This window comes from Erwinia aphidicola, from assembly GCF_014773485.1.
Lineage (GTDB): Bacteria > Pseudomonadota > Gammaproteobacteria > Enterobacterales > Enterobacteriaceae > Erwinia > Erwinia aphidicola.
Window position 1 is genome coordinate 1 of record NZ_JACXBP010000003.1, and the last position, 20186, is coordinate 20186.

Consider the following 20186-nt stretch of genomic DNA (forward strand, 5'->3'; position numbering starts at 1 on the left):
GACGACAAACCGTTCCGCGAGTCGGACGTGCTGCAGCGCGCCTATAACAACGCGATGCAGCAGTACGGCACCGGCAGCGACCTGCAGAAGGCGGCGCAGGCGGTAACGGGCGCGCTGACGGCGCTGGCGGGCAATAACCTGGCCGGGGCGCTGGCGAGCGGCGCATCGCCGTATCTGGCGACGGAAATAAAGAAACGCGTGGGTGAAGACAACATTGCCGCCAACGCGATGGCGCACGCGGTGCTGGGCGCGGTAACGGCGCAGCTGAACAACCAGTCGGCCGTGGCCGGGGGGCTGGGCGCAGGCGGCGGCGAGCTGGCGGCGCGCTACATCGCCGGGCAGCTGTTCCCGGGCAAAACCGCAGACCAGCTGAGCGAGAGTGAGAAACAACAGGTCAGCGCGCTGAGCCAGCTGGCCCCAGGGCTTGCAGGGGGCCTGGCGACGGGCGATACTGGCGGTGCTGTGACGGCCGCTCAGGCGGGTAAGAATGCGGTGGAGAATAATGCGCTGAGCGTGCCGGACAACAAAGCGCGTGCTCAGGAAATGACTCAGTGCCAGGGTAGTGCTGCCTGTAAAAATGCTGTTATTGATAAGTACAAGAAAATCAATGCAGAACAGCATGAAAGCGTGGTGGGATGCAAAGGCGCTCAGGACTGTGTTAACAAAGCCAATGAGGTGGGCCAGTTACAGGCTGATTATGTCCGTCGCACCAATGAGTTGCTTGAAAAGGCTCGTTCTGATGGTGGTTTAAGCCCGGCAGAACAGAACGAATTATCTGTCCTTCAGTTGACGGCTATCCAACTTGAGGCAGACAGAAACGCGGCGATCCATAATGCGCTGATGTCCGGTGACTCGCCTGAAGTGAAGCAACTTGCAATAAACTCGTTAGCGCAGGTGGCAGGGACAAGTGCGGCAGGGATAGCGGCGGGGATTGGGAAGTCTGGAGCGAAAGAAACATCGGCAACTGGACAAAGTAGTACTATCGTTCCTGGTGGCGGGCTGGCAGCCCATGAGAAAGCAGGCGGTCATTTGATTGATCGACATGTAGGAAAAACTGAAGCGGAGTTATTTGATAGAGTGTCTACAGGTAATACAAAAACAGCATCTACATTTACTGATAGAGCTACAGCAGAAGCTGTAACAAGTAAAGCCATTGATAGTAATCAATCGAAGATCCAGAGTTATTTATCTGGTAGCCAAAAGGGTTACTTAGAACTTGATTATCAATCTTCTGCAGCTATTGGTATTAGCGTTACTCGTGGTTCTACAAATGTTGTACCAACCACAAATGCCAGAATCATCATTGGAAGGGATCCTTCAATGCCAGATGGGTATAGAATCATTACAGGATATCCAACGCCATGAATATTAACGAAAAATATCCTTCTTTATCATATTTGCTAAGATGCTACTTTAACCAAGATTTTGAAGTGCTCTTTGGCAACGCGGATGAAACATTAGCAGCTTATAAGGCTACCGAAACTACGGAAGAGCGATTGCAGATGAAAGCTGAAATAGATTATCTGTTGGCACTTTCTTTGTCAGATGATGAATTACAAGACATTTTGCTTAACAAAATTGATTGTAATTATTATTACCCTAATGAATGGCCTTCATCTGAAGAATGGTTAAAGCATATACACAAACAAATGAACTGAAAGATCCCGGCCACCGAGCCGGGATTTTTTTACCTGTCAGCTGTCGAATCCACTTCCCGACAAGAGGCTTCTTAGCGGTGATCACCTCAATAAACTCAAGGATTTGCTGTTGCTTACGGCCCGAGAGCTTACAGACCTCATTCAGTGTCTGCATAATCTCCGGCTCTGGCGGCGGTGTGGGTTCGAGATCTTGTGCGGTCAGCACCAGCCAACCGGGCATCACGCGAATCTTCAGCGGTGTACCGGTTGTAAACCCTGCACCTTCCAGCTAGTCGCCCTTCAGGATGATGGTATTGGTTAGTGTAATGATGGTGGTCACAAAACAAAAGCATGGGCTTATCGGCGGCTGACGCCGCCGATATACTGTTGCGGATGAAAGCTCTTTAACAGCGTCGGGGAAAATGGCTTACAGGGTGCAAAAGTGCGCGTCGGGGCTTGTAAGTCCGTACATCAGAGCGCACTGGCGAAAACAGATTGTAACCTACTGACTGTACTAGGGAAAAATGGTGTTCTCTGGCTGACTTCGCAACGGATAATGTTGTTGTGGAGAATAATGCGCTGAGCCTGCCAAAAGGGATGGCAGATTACGGTCAATCTGTTGCTTCTTATGCGCAGTATGCTCAGGATAACAATCTGCCGCCTGAGCAGGTCAAAGCCGACATGGAAAGAATGGTCAAAGGTGACCTGCCGGAAGGTGCAGACATCATCAAGGCAATTTTGAGCAATAATCCCGGCTCAGATACGGTCATGGCGTTGCTGGATGCAAAAGATGCGAAGGATTATGCGCTGGCGCTGCTGACGTCGATCCCGGCAGAAAAAGCGCTGTCACTGGTTGGTAAAGGTCTTAAATTTATTGATAACAAGATCCTGATCAGCGCAGCGGAAAAAATATCGACGGCGAAACCTGGGAAACAATCAGCAATACCAAGGGATCTGAATGAACAAATAGTGTGGAAACAGGTGGAGGAAAACCCTGCAAAAGGGGATGTCCTGCCAGGGATGAATAATGATCCTCGTTTTCCTACCAGTGCAGGATCCCAAAAAATGCAGGTAGTACAGAAAAATGCTAAGGGAGAATCAATCACTATTCATTATCAGTATAACTCTAATACTGGTAAAGCCTACGATATGAAAATTGATACTCCTCAAAGGGTTAGCTCTGATCCAGCAAATGTGATCGAGAATATTAAAGGGCAGGTTAAATGAAAATAAAAGAGAAAGATGGAACCATATTGGATGTGTTCGCCATATATTGGCTTGAAAATGAAACTCTATTTTTAGGATTACCTAAAAACTATGGCGGCTTACTTGCTTATAAAGAAAAAAATGTTCAAGTTATTGATTCAACTTTGCATGGTACCTTTAAATACTTTTCCACGCATATAAATGGGATATATCATTGGTCCTTGATAAAAGAAAAGTTACTGGATGATATATTAGAGCGGGATGAAGCTGCTTATAACCGCTTTCTTGAGATCTTGAAAGCAGAAGGTCAAATAGATCCCGACTTCTATTAGCCATCAGGAATCCCGGCCATCGCGCCGGGATTTTTACGTTAACGGTCAGTTACCGCCCCGCTTCTGCGGCTTCGCCATCACCTGAATCACCCCCAACAGCTCCCGCTGCTTACGGGCCGAGAGCTTCGGGCAGAGCTGGCGCAGGGTTTGCATTATCTCCGGTTCCGGTGGCGGTATTTCCGCCGTCAGCACCAGACAGCCGTTCATCACCCGCACGTAAACCGCCGTCCCGGTTGCAAATCCCGCCAGCCTCCTTTAAACGTAATACTAGCCGATGGCCGGAAATGGTTTGAATCCCGGATATAACCCACGGTATAACTGCGTTTTTTTAGCTCCGGCGCTTCAGTTGTGCGTGGTTCTGACTTACAATCGCGCTTAGCCATAATCAACTCTTTTTAGTTGCCTGTGGTTAACGGGACCGGGGTGTGGCAATCACCTCAGTCCCGCGGCTGTTAACTATTCTGCTTTACCAATCACGTTATCCAGCATCTCAGAAACAAATTTCTGCTTCGTCATCAGCATCTCTCGTGGTAATGATAGTCTGATGCCCGTGCTCTCCATGTATACCAGAGCTGCGGTTTTGGAGTGACAGGTATCAATATGAGCAAGACCATCGTACGTTAGGATATTAAATAACAGACTCAGTAATTGAAAACTACATCTGCTTTTCGCTCTTAGTGGACCTCCCAGAACGCAAGCCTGCTTCGTGCCAAGAGCGGACGTTCAAGTAAACATAGAAAACAGCACTATCACAGGAGCTGTCCATAATACCAACGCTCTCCGGTGAACCATTCATCACGATCCTCACTCCCATAGTATTCGAGCGTAATACCCAGTTCTTGCACATTATCGGGAAGAATGAGCCCCCACTCAGCAGCTAGGCTGCGCTTTTTAATCAAAGCGGAGGCACCATTTTCAGAACGGTCTTCAGTAATAAAGCTTTGGTAATAGTCTTCTGATCGATAGAGACAGATTTCGCTTGTAAACATATCCGGAAGGCATATAACCGCAGTAATCCGGGGGCTGTAATTTATACCAGCAGTTGCCGTTATAAGATTTGAACAAGCATTAATCATGGCTTGCGCGCAATCTGCTTTGGTTTTAAGTGTACTGTACTTTCCCTCAACAAGATTAATCTCTACCGGGATTTTAAAATTCCAGTAATGCTCATCCTCTGAAAACACGCTTCGTTGAGGGTTATGAAATGTATCAGCCCACCGGTTAAGAGCTTTCAAGCGGCGTGGAATATTTCTGACTTTGGTTCGATGATCTCTGTTAAGCCGTCTGCTCATGAGTATTTTAATTTTCACCCTTTCAAATGATTTAGGCTGTGTATTGCTAATCGTTAAGTACTAATATAACTCACCTTTGTCGATTTGAAACGCCTTATGGCCGCTTTTCGCTCATATGGTACATTCATAATCACATCTCCTAACCCATGGATATTGAACATGACAACCTCCCCCTGGAACAAAAGCTGCATTATCGGCCAGAAACGGCCTTTTGAGATCCCTCATATCTGGGGAATTCGTATCCGTCTTGAGCTGGAAGGAAAAGTTCGTGATCTGGCTTTTTGAATCGCCACGGGTGGAAACTTGCCCCCCAACAAAATAGTATAAAAACTTCATAAATAAGGGGGGCATTAAGATGAGCCAATCACTTAAGAACTATATTGATAGTTTTATATCCAAGGATATAAATGCTGACTGCTTTGCAGACGCTTATATGATGAAGTGAAAGATAGAATGCGATAGTAATTTACTTGTACAAGATGATGATAACTTGAGCGAATTGTTATCCAGCGTATTTTGCATCGCTGATATGTATAATCCAGATGATGATCGTGAAGAGTATGAGTTTAATGAAGAGCAGCTTCGGCATGAAATAAGCAAACTCATAATCACTTATAATAATTAAAAGAAAATCCCGCCCTCATCAGGCGGGATCGTCGCTATTTCAGCTCCCGTGCATGATACCCGCTGTTGCGCGTAAACTTCGGCACGTCACAGGTATTTTGTATCGCTCCCGGAAACGCTTTAAGCCACTGCGCCACCTTCCTGCGGTTAATCGGCACAACGCTTAAGCCCTCGATGCAGCCCCACAGCTCGCGGGTGTCCTGGGTGGTAATCACAATGCAGTCGGGCATCACCCGGATCTTAATCGGCATCCCCTGTATAAATCCCGCCTGCTCCAGCCACTCACCGCGTAAAAACAGCCCGTGATGCAGGGCGCTGCTGTGAAACTCACAGCGGTGGGTCGGTTGCGGAACTTCAGTTGTGCGTGGTTCTGACTTACAATCTCGCTTAGCCATGATAACTACCTTGTATAGTTGCTGTGGTCAGCGGGCTGTCGGTGCTTGAACACCTTCAGTCCGCGCTTAGTTACTCTTTGTTGTTCTGTCTCTCTGCCTGCCCTGCTCTGTTAACTACTGTACAAATATACTCCTGAATTTCTGCAAAATCGCTGAAAATGCTGAAAATAACTGCGGCGCGCCTTCCATTTTTTGATGAAAATTTAATGTATTAAGCGTGATTCATTTTTGCAAAAAAGACCGCTTTCATACTGTTTAATACTCAGTAAACTTCAAGCTGGATACCAGAAGCTACCCGCAGGACAGCGACCGCAATAATGCGAAACAGTAAATAGTTTGGAATAGACGTCGAAAAATCCACCTAGAGCCAGGCACAGCGATTGCTCGCTGAGCACCAGTGGCACGGCGGATAATAATCTTCTGACCAACATGGCAGGCAGCATTCTATCGGAGGATATTTAACGTTGACACACCTCCCTGCCATGATTATTATGCGCCCCGTTCACACGATTCCTCTGTAGTTCAGTCGGTAGAACGGCGGACTGTTAATCCGTATGTCACTGGTTCGAGTCCAGTCAGAGGAGCCAAATTTGAAAAGCCCGCTCAGGATACCTGAGCGGGCTTTTTGTTTTCAGCAGGAGTTGTTTATAACGCAAAGCCAAAATGTTCGGGCGTTTCGAGGTAACAGACATTTGCTTGCATGACTTTGCGAGCATGAGCGCAAAGCGGTTAAAAATAAGCGTCGCCACCACCTAACCCCCACGCACCGTCCCTCTCCAGATAAAATCAGCATGATAGAGCCGCGTTTCGCCGGGCATCTCCAGCCCAGGGGGGGGAGGTAACTCCCCTTCCTTCTGCTCTTCGGCAATCAGCCACTGCACCGCGTCACGGGCGAACTGCTCGACCGGCTGTGCGAAGGTGGTGAGATGATAGGAGGACCAGGCAGCCTGCGGAATATCGTCGTAGCCCGCCACGCAGAGATCCTCGGGGATGCGCAGGGAAAAGCGGTGGCGCGCCTCATCCATAAAGCCGCAGGCCAGCAGATCGGTGACGCAGAACACCGCATCCGGGCGCTCGCGCCGGGTCAACAGGCGATGTGCGAGGATCTGACCGCTCTCATAGGAGGTGGTGCCGAAGCGCTCAACGCTGACGCTCAGCCCGGCCGCTTGCGCCGCCTGTAAATATCCGCGCTCGCGCGCCATCAGGCTGGGGGTGCCCGCCAGCGAGTTGGCAAAGGCCAGCTTGTTACAGCCCGCCCGGGCAAACGCCATCACCACCCGGCTGGCGGCCTCTTCATTATCCAGATTGATACTGAGCGATCCGGGCAGCGCGTCGTTGCGGTTGATCAGCACCAGCCGCTGGCCGTGCTTGTGGCACAGGCGGGCAATGGCGCTTTCCGGCATTCCGGAGAGGACAAAAGAAGCATCGGCGCGGTAATTAATCGCCTGCTGCAGCGCCTGGGAGACGCTGTCATCCGAACGATCGGTGTTGATCAGCATGGCGATTTTGCCCGCTTCCTGCAGGTGCTGCGTCACCAGCCGCACCAGGCTGGCGCGGTATGGCGTGGCCAGTTCGGAGACAATCAGGCAGACAATGCCGCTGCGGTTGCGCACCAGCCCGCGCGCCAGATGATTGACGTGATAACCCAGCGTTTCCGCCGCCGCCATCACCCGCTTGCGCGTTGCCGCCGACACGCTGGCCCCCGGCGTAAAGGTGCGCGACACCGCCGAACGGGATACCCCGGCCAGCTCCGCCACGTCCTGCGCACTGACTACCGACTTCTCAACCGCCATATCTTTTCCGCCTGATAACTGTACGCCAGAGAGTCTGTCGCACTTTGCAAGGCTGTGCAAATAAATTTGTTAGGCAATTGTTTCATTTTTGTGACACAGCCATGGAGTTGCGTATCAGCGCGATTGACAGCGCAATTATTAATCATTATTCCTTTGCACACACGTGCAAAAATCGCGTAAATAAAAACCTGGCGACAACGTATCGCTACCCTACACAACCAAGGAGAACACCATGCATCGCGTCACTCTGATGGCCGCTATTGCTGCCGCTACCACGCTCTCTGCCCTGCCCGCCTGTGCCGCCGGAAAGCTGAATATGATCTGCTCCGCGGATGTCGTGGTTTGTGAGCAAATGACCAACCTGTTTGAAAAACAGCACCCGGATATCAAGGTCAGCATGGTGCGCCTCTCCGCTGGCGAAGCCTATGCCCGCATTCGCACTGAAGCCCGCAACCCGCGTACCGATATCTGGTGGGCAGGCACCGGCGACCCGCACATGCAGGCGGCGGATGAGGGCTTAACCCAGGTGTACAAATCTCCGCTGCTTGACCAGCAGCAGGACTGGGCACGCAAGCAGGCCGAAAGCGCCGGATATCGCACCATCGGCGTGTATGCTGGGGCCCTTGGCTGGGGCTACAACACGAAACTGGTCGCGGATAAGAAATTAAAAGCCCCGGCCTGCTGGGCCGATCTGCTCGACCCGTCGTACAAGGGCGAAATCCAGATGGCAAACCCGAACTCGTCCGGCACCGCCTATAACACCCTCGCCACCCTGGTGCAGATCATGGGCGAAGAGAAAGCCTTCGACTACCTGAAAAAGCTTAACGCCAATATCTCCCAGTACACCAAATCCGGCTCGGCCCCGGTGAAAGCCGCGGCGCGTGGCGAAACCACCATCGGCATCGTGTTTATGCATGACGCGGTGGCGATGCAGGTCGATGGCTTCCCGATCAAGGCCGTGGCACCGTGCGAAGGCACCGGCTATGAGATTGGCTCGATGTCGATTGTGAAAGGCGCCCGCAACCTCGCCAGTGCCAAAGTGTGGTACGACTGGGCGCTGAGCGCGGAAGCGCAGTCGCATATGAAAGATGCCAAATCCTTCCAGCTGCCATCGAATAAAAACGCCGCCATCTCCGAATATGCGCCGCGCTTTGAGAACATCAAGCTGATCGATTACGACTTCAAAACCTACGGCGACTCGGCAAAACGCAAAGCGCTGCTCAGCCGCTGGGATAAAGAGATCGGCGCCAACGCCCAATAACTGTCGAGGTGAAGATGAATGCTCAAAACCGCCGCCTCGACGGGGCTTTACTGCTGGGCGCACTGGCAATTCTGCTGCTGCCCTGGTACAGCCTCGAAGCCGGATTCTTCGACTTCGGCTGGCTGACCACGCTGTGGCAGGAGGGCGAAAGCGCTCCGGCGCTGTGGCAAATCGCGCTATTCGGCCGCCCGTGGCTGGCCGTGGCTGTGTTGATGCTGGTGCTGTGCGCGCTGGGCCGCCTGCTGCACATCGGCACGCTGCGCTCGGGCGTGCTGCTGGGGGCCAGCGCGGCCGGCGTACTGTTCCTGCTGTTTGAGGGCCACGCCATCGGCTACAGCGGCTGGAACTGGCAGTGGAGCGAGCAGCTATTCGGCGCGCTGAGCGACGGCCAGCCGGCGTTTGGCGCCGGGGCGATCCTGCTGCTGACCACTTTCCTGTTGCTGTTCTCCTTTGCGCTGGCCGAGCGCGGCGTGCTGAAGGGCGATGCCTTTGTCGTTGCGGCCATTGTGCTGCTGGTGGCGCTGGTCACTACCTTCGTGCTCTACCCGGTGCTGAGCATGTTTGTCGCCTCGGTACAGGATACAGACGGCTCGTTTAAACCGGACGGCATGATCGCTAATATTCAGGATCCGGCGATCTGGAGTCTGGGCTGCTTGAGCGGCGGCAGCTGCGGCACCGCATGGCGCACGCTGTGGCTGGCGCTAATGACCGCCAGCGGATCCACGCTGCTGGGGCTGGCGTTTGCGCTGGCCGCGACGCGCACGCCGCTGCCGTTTAAAAAGGGGCTGCGCCTGCTGACCGTGCTGCCGATCATCACGCCGCCGTTTGTGATTGGCCTGGCGCTGATGCTGCTGTTTGGCCGCGCCGGGGTGGTTACCGAGCTGCTCTCCTCGCTGTTCGGCATTGAACCCGGCCGCTGGCTGTATGGCCTGACCGGGATCTGGATTGCGCAGGTGCTCTCGTTTACGCCTATCGCCTTCCTGGTGCTGATCGGCGTGGTCGAGGGCGTCAGCCCGTCGCTGGAGGAGGCGTCGCAGACCCTGCGCGCCAACCGCTGGCGCACCTTCCGCTCGGTGTCGCTACCGCTGATGGCACCGGGGCTGGCAAACGCATTTCTCATCAGCTTTATCGAGAGCATGGCGGACTTCGGCAACCCAATGGTGCTGGGCGGCAGTCACGGCGTGCTGTCGACGGAGATCTTCTTCTCGGTGGTCGGCGCGCAGAATGACCCGAGCCGCGCGGCGGTATTGGCGATTATCCTGCTGTGCTTCACCCTCAGCGCCTTTATCCTGCAGCGCCTGTGGCTGGCGGGGAAAAACTTCGCCACCGTCACCGGCAAAGGCGATTCCGGCCAGCACTGCGGGCTGCCGCGCGCGCTGCGCTACGGGGTTTATGCGCTGGTGATCCCGTGGGGCCTGTTCACGCTGGTTATCTACGGCATGATTTTAATTGGCGGCTTTGTGCAGTCGTGGGGTCTGGACAGCAGCCTGACGCTGGCGCACTACGCCCGTGCATTCGGCTTCCACTGGAATGAAGGGCAGATTGTCTGGACCGGCGTGGCGTGGAACTCGTTCTGGACCACGATGGAAATCTCGCTGATTGCCGCCCCGCTCACGGCAATAGTTGGCCTGCTGACCGCGTGGCTGATCGTGCGGCAGAAGTTTGCCGGGCGCCAGACCTTCGAGTTTATGCTGATGCTGAGCTTTGCCATTCCCGGCACGGTGATCGGGGTCAGCTACATCATGGCCTACAACCTGCCGCCGCTGGAGATCACCGGCACGGCACTGATCCTCGTCGCCTGCTTTGTGTTCCGCAATATGCCGGTTGGCGTGCGCGGCGGAATTGCCGCCATGAGCCAGCTGGACCGCAGCCTGGATGAAGCTTCACTGACGCTCGGTGCGAGCAGCTTCCGCACCCTGCGCAAGGTGATCCTGCCGCTGCTGAAGCCGGCGATCAGCGCCGCGCTGGTGTATGCCTTCGTGCGCGCTATCACCTCGATCAGCGCGGTGATCTTCCTCGTCAGCGCCCAGTACAACATGGCCACCTCCTATATTGTCGGGCTGGTGGAAAATGGGGAATACGGCGTGGCTATCGCTTACTCCTCGGTGCTTATCGTGGTGATGCTGGCAGTGATCCTCACCTTCCAGCTGCTGGTCGGTGAACGCCGCCTGCGCCGCACTTATCGCGTGGCCACGGCACCTGTCGCCGTGGTTCCAACCACTTTATCTCAGGAGAGTGCCGTATGACCGCCATCAAAACCGGTTCCGTGGTGTTTGAAAACGTCAGTAAACAGTTTGCCGGCTTTACCGCCCTGCCCGACCTGTCGCTCACCGTCGAGCCGGGCACGCTGGTGACGCTGCTCGGCCCCAGCGGCTGCGGCAAAACCACTACCCTGCGCCTGTTGGCCGGGCTGGAGCACCCGACGTCCGGGCGCATCCTGATCGGCGGCAAGGATGTCACCCATCTGCCCGCCAACGAGCGCGATGTGGCGATGGTGTTTCAGTCCTATGCGCTGTTCCCACATATGAACGCGCTGGATAACGTGATGTACGGCCTCAGCGCCAGCGGCTTGAGTCGTAAGGAGGCGCAGGACCGGGCGCGTGAGGGGCTGAAGCTGGTCGGGCTGGAGACCATGGGCCAGCGCCTGCCTGCCGAACTCTCGGGCGGGCAGCAGCAGCGTATTGCCGTGGCGCGCGCGCTGGTGCTGGAACCGCAGGTGCTGCTGCTCGACGAGCCGTTATCTAACCTGGATGAACGCCTGCGCCGCCGCGTGCGCACTGAGATCCGCGATCTGCAGCAGCGCCTCGGCTTTACCGCCGTGTACGTCACGCACGATCAGGAGGAAGCGCTGGCGGTCTCCGATAAGATAATTGTCATGAAAGAGGGGCATATTGCCCAGCAGGGCGCACCGCAGGCGCTGTACCACTCTCCTGCCTCGGTGTTTATCGCCGATTTTATGGGCGAGGCAAATATCCTGCCCTGCGCCGTAGAGCGGGTGGAAGGCGGCGAAGCGCTGATCGTTCTCGGCAGTCGCACTTACCGGGTGCCCGGCATGCAGGCGCGACCAGGGGCAGCACAGCTGTCGGTGCGGCCAAAGTTTATTACGCTGCACGCCGACCAGCCCGGTGCGCTGAACGGGGAGGTGACCCACAGCACCTGGCTGGGCGATCACATCGAATATGAAGTGCAGACCGAGCTTGGCGCGCTGTTTGTTATCGATGTGCAGATGGAGCGCCAGCTGGCGCCCGCCACAGCGGTATCCGTAGATTTTAAACCTCAGGGGCTGGCGCTGATTGCGCAGTGATCCCGCTTTAATAAGGAATGACCATGAGTGACGAGATTTTGCAGCGCCTGGCGCTGGCCGAGCAGGTCGCGCGCCAGGCCGGGGTAAAAGCGCTGGACTATTTTAACCGCCGCGACAGCCTGGTGATAGAAACCAAGCGGGACGCGCAGGACGTGGTGTCGATAGCCGACCGCGAGGTGGAGCTGCTGATCCGCGAGCAGACCGCAGAGCAGTTCCCGCAGGACGGGTTTCTCGGCGAGGAGTATGGCCTGCTGCCCGGCAGCTCCGGCTACAGCTGGGTGGTTGACCCGATTGACGGCACCAGCCCTTTTGTTAACGGCATGCCGAACTGGTGCGTATCGGTGGCGGTGATCTATCAGGGTGAGCCGGTAATCGGCGTGATTATGGCCCCGTGCCAGCAGGAGTGCTTTGTCTCGGCACGCGGCCAGGGCGCGACCCTGAACGGCAGGCCGCTGAAGGTCGACCCGGCGCGCACCATGCAGAATCACGTTATCGGCTTTGGCGCTAACAGCTACGTTACGCCGCAGCGCGTCGGCGAGATTGTCGCTGCCATTACCGCCGTCGGCGGCAACTTCTTCCGCAACGGTTCCGGCGCGATGATGCTGGCCTATGTCGCCGCCGGGCGCCTGGTCGGCTATTACGAACCCTATATGCACGCCTGGGACTGCCTGGCGGGCTACTGCCTGGTGAGCGAGGCAGGCGGCTGGGTACATCCGTTTAACACCGACGGTGAAAACCTGCTGCGCGGCGGCCCGGTGCTGGCGGTAGCCCCCGGCGCCAAAGAGGATTTACTGCGCATCGCTCAGCTGTAATCATCACGCGGGCGGGCCGAAAAGAGGGTCCGCCCCTGCATCAAACTCTCTGCGTAATGCACTTCGCGTAAAAGAAATGCCACCGTTCTCCACTATATTGATCTGCGTCCGTACACTAAGCAGCATTAAATAAAACAATTGTCTCACTCTGCTTCTTTTTCAACGTGAATGTTAATAAGGACGTAATCATGTCTGACGTATTAAGACGCACCAAAATTGTTGCCACCCTGGGGCCGGCAACCGACCGCGATAACAACTTAGAAAAAATCATCAAGGCCGGGGCGAATGTGGTCCGGCTCAACTTCTCCCACGGCGCCGCCGCCGACCATATTGCCCGGGCGCAGCGCGTGCGCGACGTGGCGCAGCGTCTTGGTCGCCAGGTGGCGATCCTCGGCGATTTGCAGGGGCCGAAAATCCGCGTATCGACTTTCAAAGAGGGCAAGGCGCTGCTGACGGCCGGCGAGCCGTTTATTCTGGATGCCTGGCTGGAAAAGGGGCTGGGTGACAATCAGCGCGTAGGCATTGATTACAAAGCGCTGCCGGAGGATGTGCTGCCGGGCGATATTCTGCTGCTCGACGATGGCCGCATCCAGCTGCGCGTAGTGAGCATTGCCGGGGCCGCCATTCACACCGTTGTCACGGTGGGCGGCGTGCTGTCAAATAATAAAGGCGTCAACAAGCTCGGCGGCGGACTGTCTGCGGAGGCGCTAACCGAAAAAGATAAGGCGGATATTGTGACCGCCGCCGCGATGAACGTCGACTATCTTGCCGTCTCCTTCCCGCGCAACGGTGAAGACCTGCGCTACGCGCGCAGGCTGGCGCAGGAAGCGGGCTGCCGCGCGCTGATTGTGGCAAAGGTTGAGCGCGCAGAAGTGGTAGCCACGCAGGAGAGCATGGACGACATGATCCTCGCCTCCGACGTGATCATGGTGGCGCGTGGCGATCTCGGCGTAGAGATTGGCGATGCTGCGCTGGTGGCGGTGCAAAAGCGCCTGATTGCCCGCTCGCGCCAGCTCAACCGCGTGGTTATTACCGCCACGCAGATGATGGAGTCGATGATCACCAATCCGCTGCCGACCCGCGCCGAAGTGATGGACGTGGCAAATGCGGTACTTGACGGCACCGATGCGGTGATGCTCTCTGCCGAAACCGCCGCCGGCAGCTTCCCGGCCGAAGCGGTCGCCGCCATGCACGGTGTCTGCCTGGGGGCGGAACGCGTGCCGAGCGTCACGGTGTCGAAGCATCGCCTTGAGGTGCAGTTCGATAATATTGAAGAGATGACGGCGATGTCGGCAATGTATGCCGCCAACCATCTGACCGGGGTAAAAGCGGTGATCGCCATGACCGAATCCGGGCGCACCGCGCGCATGATGTCGCGCATTACCTCACGCCTGCCGATTTTCGCCCTCTCCCGCCATCAGTCCACACTTAACCTCACCACGCTGTACCGCGGGGTGACGCCGGTGCTGTTTAACGGCCATGCGGAGGGCGTGCAGTCGGCGCAGGATGCCATCGCGGTGCTGCGGGAAGCGGGTTATCTCAGTTCGGGGGATCTGGTGGTGCTGTCGCAGGGGGACAGCGTGGGGCTGATTGGCAGCGCGAATACCTGCCGGATTTGTATCGTCGATTAGCGCAGAATCAGGGTCGACCGGAAAAGCGGGTCTTCAATACGAATGGCGCAAATCTCGGCACGGGTCGACCGGAAAAGCGGGTCGACCCCTACGGTTTTTAGTAGTGGCTGACCCTCTTTTTCGGTCAGCCAGCCACATCCCGCTTATTTCAGACGGTACGCCACCACGGCATCACCCTCTTTGGTGCCCAGCGAACCGTGACCACCGGCCGCAATCACCACGTACTGCTTATTGTCGCTGCCCATATAGGTAGAAGGCGTTGCCTGACCGCCCGCTGGCAGCTCGGTCTGCCACAGCAGTTCTCCGCTGTTGACGTCGTAAGCGCGGAAGAAGTTATCCGCCGTTGCGCCATGGAACACCACATCACCGGCCGTGGTTAACGGCCCACCGTGTGCCACCATCCCCATCGGGAAACCGATTGGGAAACGGCCCGGCAGGAACGAGGTTTTCAGATTTTTAGTGGTACCTACGCGGCGCATCCACTCGGTTTTACCGGTAGACAGGTCAACGCCCACCATACGGCCCCACGGTGGCGCGATGCACGGGATCCCCAGGCTGGAGGAGAGCTGCTGAATATGAATGGCATAATCGCCGTCAAAGTTCTCATTCCAGTACGGCGTGCCGTCCTTGGTGAACAGGCGCTGTTTAGCATTTTCCGCGTTACGTTTGATCAGGTTGTACTTATAGGCCAGGCGTACCGGCGAAGCGATCAGGATCTGGCGCTCAGGGTCAACCGCCACCGATCCCCAGTTAAACACCCCGATATTGCCCGGGAAGACAATCGAACCGCCTTCGGTCGCTGGCGTCCACGGGTTACCGTCGTAGCGCAGGGATTTAAAGTCAATGCGGCAGGCCATCTGGTCGAACGGCGTGATGCCCCACATTGATTTTTCGCTCAGCGGCTCCGGGATAAAGTTCAGCGCGGAGACCGGCTGCGTTGGCGAATACTTCTCGCCAGCAATACCTTTAGTAGAAACGTCTTTCTGATTGATCGGATACACCGCCTCACCGGTCAGACGATTAAGCACAAACAGGTTGCCGGTTTTGGTCGGCAGGATCACCACCGGCTGTTTCTTGCCCTGGTAATCAATATCCAGCAGCGACGGCTGTGATGGATTATCGCGGTCCCAAAGGTCATGCTTCGATGACTGGAAGCGCCATTTAAAGGCACCGGTTTTCAGATCCAGCGCCACCAGCGTGTCGCGGAACTTCTCGGTGTTGCTGTCGGCATTACGCTCAATCCCCACTTCATCCGGGGAGGCATTACCAAATGGAACGTACACCAGGCCATTTTTCAGGTCAGCGCTCAGCGTGGCCCAGGCTACCGGCGTATCCTGCGGATAGGTGGCGTCAGCCGCAATCGGCTGAGTGTTTTCCGGGTTAGCCGGCTCAAAGTTCCACACCAGGCGACCGGAAGTGGCATCGTAAGCGCGGATCACGCCAGACGGATTACCGCTGTTGAAGCCGTTATCCATCACCGACCCCCCGACAATCACCAGATTGCCGGCTACCAGCGGTGCCGCAGTCTGCATCAGCGCGTGCGGGCGCACAGTACCCATGTTGGCATGCAGATCGACCACGCCGTTGTTGCCGAAGTCGGCACACAGTTTACCGGTATCGGCATCCAGCGCGATCAGTTTGGCATCGTTGCTGGCGTTAAAGATACGCTTGCGGCAGATAGCTGGGCTGGCCGCGCCAGTGTCTGCCTGGGCCTGCTGGCCGCCGTCGTAATAGCTCACGCCGCGACAGGTCTGGTGCTGTTGCAGATAAGAAGCCTCTTTCTTCGGCTGATATTTCCATTTCAGCGCCCCGGTTTCCGGGTTCAGCGCGTGAATTTCATTGTGCGGCGTACAGAAATAGACGCTGTTGTTAACCTTCAGCGGGGTCGCTTCAAAGGTGTATTCGGAAGCATCATCGCTGGCGCGCAGATCGCCGGTATGATAAGTCCAGGCCACCTGCAGGTTGCTGACGTTATCGCGGGTGATCTGCTTGAGGTCGGAGAAGCGCAGGCCATTGCTGGTGCCGCCGTAGGCTGACCAGTCACTGCCTGCCACCTCGGTACTGCTGCCCTGACGCTGGGTGGTGATGGTGCCCGCTTTCGGATACGGGTCATAGAACATCATCCCCACTACCAGCGCGATAATCAGCACCATGGTGGTACCGAGGAACGGATGGAAGCGGCGTTTTTCAGCTTTATACAGCGGGCGTACCACCCACGGCATCACCAGCCACAGGCCGATCACACCAATGATATCCCCACGTGGGATCCACTGCCATTTGTCGAAGCCGACTTCATAAATTGACCACGCGACCACCAGCCACATCAGCACGGCATAGATGGAAAGCGCAATTTTTTTGTTCATAAACAGTGTGATAGCGGTAGCCAACAGGCCAACCCCGATAATCACATAGAATGGCGACCCTCCCAGCATCAGGAGTTGGGCGCCCATGTACAGCATAGCGATTGCAATGACCGCGATGACAATACCGGTGAGTTTGTTAAGCATTGGTATCCCTTAGTGTTAATCAACGTAATTATTTTCTGACAAATAATTACATGCACTATACATTAAATTAACTAAAAAAATCTGATAAAAACCCAAAAAAGGTTTGATGTAAGGGATACCCAGGCCACTGGATTCCCGGTGGATGCGGAGTCTGCAATCCCCGGCTTTAAGAGCGATCGGCTGAAGAAGCTGGAAAACATCCACCGCTGGTCGCTCTCAAGGGTAGTGCCTGTTACTACAATTCTTTGTTCTCTTTGATGCTCCACCCAGACGAGAATTCCGCGCCACGAGCACCCTCTGTCGTTTGCTCAAAATAATGATTACTCACTTCTGCTGCCCTGAAGCAGTAAGTAACGCCAAATAAATCCTGCCCGGTTGCCCCGTTAAATACCACATCGGTAACCATCACTTGTTTCAGGTTTATTTTGAAATATTCTAACTGTTCACCTCCGGCTTTGCAGGAAGAGAGCTCTACCGAGTTAATATGTTTCCCATTTGATACATAGCGTAGTAAATTGGGTGTGGCTTTATCGATAAAAGCATTAACCGTTAAATCACGAAATTTAACTTTTCCTGCCCCACCGCCGCTGCCAACCTCTATAGCCGAAGGCTGCGTCGCTCCCCAGCCGAATGATTCTACCTGTATCCAACCCGGATGCCGTGCATCTTTTGATTCCCCCGTAATGCCATCAACTCTTAAAAAGATATCCTTGCTCATTTCACTCTCCTTAATTATCTGCTATATACACTCAAGCAGATCCTACAGGGAAAAGGGAGAATAAAAAAGTGGATAACTATCTGGATAAAAACAGGCTGCGCGTGACTTAACGGATGCTTGCCAAAAAAGCTGCCGAAAACTTGAATGATAAAGCCAAAGTTATCTCAATCTGGCATATAAAGGATTATCTGATACGCATTCGCTTTCAGGAGGATATTCAGCGATTTATTGACGCTAATATGCAGGCTTTAAACAACGCTAAATCTGATAATGAGTGCAATCTATATGTAGATAATATGCGACAGGAGCAAGTCAACATCGAAAAACAGGACAGAATGCTGAGATTTGGTGACGCGGTCGTCACAGCGTCAGCGCAGTTTTTTCACGATCATGAAAAAGTCATTGGCTATGTGATTGATGGGATTGGTGTAGTAATCGGTGGGCTACAGGTGGTCGGTGGTGCGGGTATTCTTGCCACATCAGTAATGAGCGAGAATGTTGTGGGCATAATAGCCGGGGCTAATATTTTTTTAAATGGATTGTCATCAACTTTTGAGAGTTATCAGAAATTAACTGGTGATGCTAACCCCACTAATTTCATGAGAGATACCCATCAGGATGTAGCGGAATTTTTAGGATTTGACAGAAGAGTTGGAACGTTGTCATATCAGATAACTGATTTGTCCACGGCATATTATGGAATAATAAAACTATCCCTAAAGCCAGAAGCATGGAGATTGTTTAGCCATTTACCTTCTGATTACTACCGAAAAGTCAGTAAGATGAGCAGACCCGCTCTTGCAATAAAAGGGGCTGGAGCAGCAGTAAAAGCAATCAAGTTAGGCATAACCATTAACGACCTGAATGAGAAAGAGAAAGAGAAAGAAATAAAGTGAACAGCAATACTCACTTGTCATTCCTGTTCGATATGAATTTATAAGCTTTACAGGACAATCCGAATGGAATCAGGAAGAAAAAAACAGAAAAGCCAAATGCAAAAACAACAGATAACCCAACCCAGTACTGCCTGTAACGAAGCAAAACAAAAATATATGACAAGATAACAAACAGAAGTATACATAAACCCCTAATGAATATTTGTCTTAACCCTTTAATAGTGGGCTCATATTTTCCCGTTTCCCCTCCGCCCCTAATAATAGCATCATCTAGCCGGATTATCTCTTTCTCTGTAAAGCCGCCTTTCAACAGGTCTTCTCGCGTTACTTCTTTCATTGCTTGCTCTCCTTAAGCTTCCTGCCATCCCGCGTGGGTCATTAAGCTATCACAAGCCTGAACAGAAATGTATTCCTCGCAAATACCCTTTTACACTATCCGTGGCTGTACCGTTGACCATAAAAAAGCCCCGCACTAAGCGGGGCGTGTTCAGCAGTGAAGCCAGCGGTTAACGCACGATCAAGCCGAGCAGGATCCCGACCGCGCCGAAGTCGGAGTCGCTGAAGGTGGTGTTCGCCAGGCCAATGCTGCCCAGTACCGGCAGCAGGAACACCGGAATAAAGGTGATCAGCAGGCCGTTGGTGAACGCACCAAGGATGGCGCCGCGACGCCCTCCCGTTGCATTACCGAATACTCCGGCGGCCGCGCCGACGAAGAAGTGCGGCACCACGCCTGGAATAATCACCGTCATGTTCAGCGCATACAGCAGGAACATGCCCAGCACCCCGGCCACAAAGCTGCTGAGGAAGCCAACCAGTACCGCGTTCGGCGCATACGGGAACACCACCGGGCAGTCGAGCGCCGGTTTGGCGTTCGGTACCAGCTTGTCGGAAATCCCTTTAAACGCCGGAACGATCTCCGCAATCACCATGCGTACGCCCTGCAGCACGATATAAACCCCGGCGGCAAAGGTGATCGACTGCATTAGCGAGAACATAAACCAGTTTTTGCCACCCGCGTTCATCTCTTTCACCGTTGACGGACCGGCCACCAGGCAGGTGAAGATAAAGATGAAGAACATGGTAAAGGCAATCGCCACCGGCGTGTCGCGCAGGAACAGCAGGCTTTTCGGCACTTCCATATCTTCGGTCGACTTCTCTTTATTGCCGAACTTGCTGCCGATCCAGGCAGAGAGCAGCTGAGAGATCGCCGAGAAGTGACCGAACGCCACATCATCCGAACCGGTTACCTTTTTCATATACGGGTGGATGATCGCCGGGAAGAATACCATCGACACGCCGACCACCAGCGAGCCGACGGCGATCAGGGTGGCCCCCTTCATGCCCGCCGTAGCCAGAATCACCGCCACCATCATCGACATAAACAGCGTGTGGTGGCCGGTCAGGAAGATGTATTTCCACGGCGTAAAGCGCGCAATCGCAATGTTAATCACCATGGCGAAGAACATGATCATCGCCATTTCCGTGCCGAAGCTCTTCTGCGCTACCGCCACGATCGCTTCGTTATTCGGCACCACGCCCGGGATCCCGAAGGCATGATGGAAGATAGCGGCGAAGTCGCCCAGCGAGGAGACAATCAGCCCGGCGCCCGCACCGAGGATCAGGAAGCCCATCACGGTTTTCACCGTGCCTTTGATCACTTCGGTCGCCGGCTTTTTCTGCGCCACCAGACCGATCAGTGCAATCAGCCCCACCAGGATGGAGGGCTCAGACAGCACGTCGCTCATTAAAAAACGGAAAAATTCCATTTCTGGCTCCCT

At 54.5% G+C, this 20186-nt stretch carries 20 protein-coding genes, 1 tRNA gene and 1 pseudogene; 13 read left to right on the forward strand and 9 right to left on the reverse strand.

Features of this window, described 5'->3' with window-relative positions; translation table 11 throughout:
* Both ID864_RS07430 and ID864_RS07435 read left to right on the forward strand, forming a co-directional pair.
* Positions 1–1365, forward strand: a 1365-nt coding sequence (locus ID864_RS07430) for an RNase A-like domain-containing protein (protein ID WP_224750449.1), incomplete at its 5' end; no start/stop codon positions are given.
* Positions 1362–1658, forward strand: a complete 297-nt coding sequence (locus ID864_RS07435) for a contact-dependent growth inhibition system immunity protein (protein WP_224750450.1) — start codon at positions 1362–1364, stop codon at positions 1656–1658. The genes ID864_RS07430 and ID864_RS07435, both read left to right, overlap by 4 nt.
* On the opposite strand, the gene ID864_RS23945 is transcribed toward ID864_RS07435, so the two are convergent.
* Positions 1600–1926 carry a SymE family type I addiction module toxin gene (locus ID864_RS23945; RefSeq protein ID WP_336797087.1) on the reverse strand — a complete coding sequence of 109 codons (327 nt, stop codon included), beginning with the start codon at positions 1924–1926 and terminating at the stop codon, positions 1600–1602. The genes ID864_RS07435 and ID864_RS23945 overlap by 59 nt on opposite strands.
* Before the next feature lie 275 nt (positions 1927–2201).
* Between ID864_RS23945 and ID864_RS07440 the strand changes: the two genes are divergently transcribed.
* The gene (locus tag ID864_RS07440; protein ID WP_318153226.1) at positions 2202–2864 is read left to right on the forward strand and encodes a type 1 periplasmic-binding domain-containing protein; all 663 of its coding nucleotides are present in this window, start codon (positions 2202–2204) and stop codon (positions 2862–2864) included.
* Complete coding sequence (locus tag ID864_RS07445; protein WP_191149648.1) at positions 2861–3175, forward strand: hypothetical protein; 315 nt, start codon at positions 2861–2863, stop codon at positions 3173–3175. The genes ID864_RS07440 and ID864_RS07445 overlap by 4 nt, the downstream gene beginning before the upstream one ends.
* Positions 3176–3220: 45 nt before the next feature.
* Here ID864_RS07445 and ID864_RS23870 read toward each other — a convergent pair whose 3' ends face one another.
* Both ID864_RS23870 and ID864_RS07455 read right to left on the reverse strand, forming a co-directional pair.
* The gene (locus ID864_RS23870) at positions 3221–3391 is read right to left on the reverse strand and encodes a SymE family type I addiction module toxin (protein ID WP_318153227.1); all 171 of its coding nucleotides are present in this window, start codon (positions 3389–3391) and stop codon (positions 3221–3223) included.
* 533 nt (positions 3392–3924) lie between these two features.
* A complete protein-coding gene (locus ID864_RS07455; RefSeq protein WP_048916315.1) occupies positions 3925–4467 on the reverse strand; it encodes a DUF3916 domain-containing protein in 543 nt (180 codons plus the stop codon).
* 159 nt (positions 4468–4626) lie between these two features.
* On the opposite strand from ID864_RS07455, the pseudogene ID864_RS07460 reads away from it, so the two are divergent.
* Together ID864_RS07460 and ID864_RS07465 are read left to right on the forward strand one after the other, a co-directional pair.
* A pseudogene (locus tag ID864_RS07460) lies at positions 4627–4746 on the forward strand (integrase); the annotation flags it as partial.
* A 169-nt stretch (positions 4747–4915) separates the two neighbouring features.
* The gene (locus ID864_RS07465; protein ID WP_396018876.1) at positions 4916–5092 is read left to right on the forward strand and encodes a colicin immunity domain-containing protein; all 177 of its coding nucleotides are present in this window, start codon (positions 4916–4918) and stop codon (positions 5090–5092) included.
* A gap of 34 nt (positions 5093–5126) precedes the next feature.
* Here the strand turns inward: ID864_RS07465 and ID864_RS07470 are convergent, their stop codons facing one another.
* Positions 5127–5486: a SymE family type I addiction module toxin gene (locus tag ID864_RS07470; protein ID WP_187498807.1), complete on the reverse strand. Its 360-nt coding sequence runs from the start codon at positions 5484–5486 to the stop codon at positions 5127–5129.
* A 511-nt stretch (positions 5487–5997) separates the two neighbouring features.
* Here ID864_RS07470 and ID864_RS07475 point away from each other — a divergent pair.
* Positions 5998–6073: transfer RNA gene (locus ID864_RS07475), tRNA-Asn, on the forward strand.
* Between the two features lie 165 nt (positions 6074–6238).
* On the opposite strand, the gene ID864_RS07480 is transcribed toward ID864_RS07475, so the two are convergent.
* The gene (locus ID864_RS07480) at positions 6239–7279 is read right to left on the reverse strand and encodes a LacI family DNA-binding transcriptional regulator (RefSeq protein ID WP_191149649.1); all 1041 of its coding nucleotides are present in this window, start codon (positions 7277–7279) and stop codon (positions 6239–6241) included.
* A 232-nt stretch (positions 7280–7511) separates the two neighbouring features.
* On the opposite strand from ID864_RS07480, the gene ID864_RS07485 reads away from it, so the two are divergent.
* The 5 genes from ID864_RS07485 (at position 7512) to pyk (ending at position 14287) form a co-directional block, all read left to right on the forward strand.
* Positions 7512–8540 (forward strand): ABC transporter substrate-binding protein, encoded by a 1029-nt coding sequence (locus ID864_RS07485; protein ID WP_191149650.1) that lies wholly within the window; start codon positions 7512–7514, stop codon positions 8538–8540.
* Positions 8541–8554: 14 nt separating this feature from the next.
* A complete protein-coding gene (locus ID864_RS07490) occupies positions 8555–10786 on the forward strand; it encodes an ABC transporter permease (RefSeq protein WP_191149651.1) in 2232 nt (743 codons plus the stop codon).
* Positions 10783–11844 carry an ABC transporter ATP-binding protein gene (locus ID864_RS07495; RefSeq protein WP_048918274.1) on the forward strand — a complete coding sequence of 354 codons (1062 nt, stop codon included), beginning with the start codon at positions 10783–10785 and terminating at the stop codon, positions 11842–11844. The genes ID864_RS07490 and ID864_RS07495 overlap by 4 nt, the downstream gene beginning before the upstream one ends.
* Before the next feature lie 17 nt (positions 11845–11861).
* A complete protein-coding gene (locus ID864_RS07500) occupies positions 11862–12656 on the forward strand; it encodes an inositol monophosphatase family protein (RefSeq protein WP_396018875.1) in 795 nt (264 codons plus the stop codon).
* Positions 12657–12844: 188 nt separating this feature from the next.
* Positions 12845–14287, forward strand: coding sequence for a pyruvate kinase (gene pyk, locus ID864_RS07505; RefSeq protein WP_048918272.1), 1443 nt, complete (start codon positions 12845–12847; stop codon positions 14285–14287).
* A 143-nt stretch (positions 14288–14430) separates the two neighbouring features.
* Here the strand turns inward: pyk and ID864_RS07510 are convergent, their stop codons facing one another.
* Together ID864_RS07510 and ID864_RS07515 are read right to left on the reverse strand one after the other, a co-directional pair.
* On the reverse strand, positions 14431–16794 hold the full coding sequence (locus ID864_RS07510; protein WP_191149653.1) for a membrane-bound PQQ-dependent dehydrogenase, glucose/quinate/shikimate family: 2364 nt from the start codon (positions 16792–16794) through the stop codon (positions 14431–14433).
* A 235-nt stretch (positions 16795–17029) separates the two neighbouring features.
* The gene (locus tag ID864_RS07515) at positions 17030–17512 is read right to left on the reverse strand and encodes an Hcp family type VI secretion system effector (protein ID WP_099753301.1); all 483 of its coding nucleotides are present in this window, start codon (positions 17510–17512) and stop codon (positions 17030–17032) included.
* A gap of 113 nt (positions 17513–17625) precedes the next feature.
* Between ID864_RS07515 and ID864_RS07520 the strand changes: the two genes are divergently transcribed.
* Complete coding sequence (locus ID864_RS07520) at positions 17626–18408, forward strand: DUF4225 domain-containing protein (protein WP_191149654.1); 783 nt, start codon at positions 17626–17628, stop codon at positions 18406–18408.
* 10 nt (positions 18409–18418) lie between these two features.
* On the opposite strand, the gene ID864_RS07525 is transcribed toward ID864_RS07520, so the two are convergent.
* Positions 18419–18745 carry a hypothetical protein gene (locus tag ID864_RS07525; protein WP_191149655.1) on the reverse strand — a complete coding sequence of 109 codons (327 nt, stop codon included), beginning with the start codon at positions 18743–18745 and terminating at the stop codon, positions 18419–18421.
* Between the two features lie 169 nt (positions 18746–18914).
* The gene (locus tag ID864_RS07530) at positions 18915–20174 is read right to left on the reverse strand and encodes a PTS ascorbate transporter subunit IIC (protein WP_048915635.1); all 1260 of its coding nucleotides are present in this window, start codon (positions 20172–20174) and stop codon (positions 18915–18917) included.
* Positions 20175–20186 lie beyond the last annotated feature (12 nt).